Below are 1,907 nucleotides of genomic sequence, written 5' to 3'. Positions count from 1 at the left end.
CTTTTAGTCCAGTTAAACCAATTGGGCCTTGTGGACCAGTTGCGCCGGTTAACCCTATTGGACCTTGAGCCCCTGTTTCACCTTTGTCGCCTTTATCTCCTTTTAATCCAGTTAAACCGATTGGACCTTGTGGGCCTACATCACCCTTGTCACCTTTTAATCCTTGTGGACCAGTTACGCCTGTCAATCCTATCGGACCTTGTGCTCCTGTTTCTCCTTTATCACCTTGAACACCTTGTAATCCTGTATCACCCTTGTCACCTTTATCTCCTTTTAATCCGGTTAAACCGATTGGACCTTGTGGACCAGTTGCGCCAGTTAGTCCTATTAATCCTTGTACTCCTGTTTCACCTTTATCTCCTTTTAATCCTTGTGGACCAGTTGCGCCGGTTAATCCTATTGGACCTTGTGCTCCTGTTTCTCCTTTTGGTCCTACTTCACCTTGGTCGCCCTTATCGCCTTTGTCTCCTTTTGCTCCGGCTATACCTTGTGCGCCTGCTTCTCCTTTATCGCCCTTGTCACCTTTTGCTCCTGTTAAACCTATCGGACCTTGTGGACCAGTTGCGCCGATATCACCCTTAGCTCCGGTAAGACCTATATCGCCCTTATCACCTTTTAATCCTTGTGGACCAGTTACGCCTGTCAATCCTATTGGACCTTGAGCTCCTGTTTCTCCTTTGTCTCCCTTTTCTCCTTGAATACCTGTTAATCCGATTGGACCTTGTGGACCTGTTGCTCCGGTATCGCCTTTCTGGCCTTGAATACCTTGTGGTCCTGCAGCTCCCGTTAATCCTATCGGACCTTGTGTACCTACTTCACCTTGTGGACCAGTTGCTCCGGTTAGTCCTATTGGACCTTGTGCTCCGGTATCTCCTTTGTCTCCCTTTTCTCCTTGGTCTCCTTTATCTCCCTTTACACCAGCTATACCTTGTGCTCCTGTTGCTCCAGTATCGCCTTTCTCGCCTTGAATACCTTGTGGACCTGCAGCTCCAGTTGAACCGATTGGGCCTTGTGGACCTGCTTCACCTTGTGGACCAGTTGCTCCGGTTAGTCCTGTTGGACCTTGTGCTCCTACTTCTCCTTTCGGGCCTACTTCACCTTGATCTCCCTTATCGCCTTTGTCTCCTTTTGCTCCAGCTATACCTTGTGCGCCTGTTGCTCCGGTATCACCCTTCTCGCCTTGAATACCTTGTGGACCAGTTGCTCCGGTTAATCCTATTAGGCCTTGTGCTCCTGTTTCACCTTTGTCTCCCTTTTCTCCTTGAATACCTTGAGTACCTGTTAACCCTATCGGACCTTGTGGTCCTGCTTCACCTTGTGGACCAGTTGCTCCAGTTAGTCCTATCGGACCTTGTGCTCCGACATCTCCTTTCGGGCCTGCTTCCCCTTGGTCTCCTTTATCTCCCTTTACACCAGCTATACCTTGTGCGCCTGTTGCTCCGGTATCACCTTTTAATCCTTGTGGACCTACTTCACCTTGTGGACCGGTCGCTCCGGTTAGTCCTATCGGACCTTGTGATCCAGTTTCTCCTTTCGGGCCTGCTTCACCTTTGTCTCCTTTATCTCCCTTTACACCAGCTATACCTTGTGCGCCTGTTGCTCCGGTATCACCTTTTAATCCTTGTGGACCTACTTCACCTTGTGGACCGGTCGCTCCGGTTAGTCCTATCGGACCTTGTGATCCAGTTTCTCCTTTCGGGCCTATTTCACCTTTGTCTCCTTTATCTCCCTTTACACCAGCTATACCTTGTGCTCCTGTTGCTCCGGTATCACCTTTCTCGCCTTGAATACCTTGTGGACCTACCACTCCAGTTAAACCGATTGGACCTTGTGGACCGACATCACCTTGGTCACCCTTATCGCCTTTGTCTCCTTTTGCTCCGGCTATACCTTGTGCTCCTGTGTCA

At 49.8% G+C, this 1,907-nt stretch carries 1 pseudogene; it reads right to left on the bottom strand.

From position 1 onward, the window contains the following. Positions 1 to 1,907 (bottom strand): annotated as a pseudogene (locus tag B2745_RS10845) (collagen-like protein); the annotation flags it as partial.

Origin of the sequence: Pedobacter glucosidilyticus, from assembly GCF_002483235.1 — a bacterium.
Classification (GTDB): Bacteria; Bacteroidota; Bacteroidia; order Sphingobacteriales; family Sphingobacteriaceae; genus Pseudopedobacter; species Pseudopedobacter glucosidilyticum_B.
This window is presented reverse-complemented; position numbering and strand designations above follow the sequence as displayed.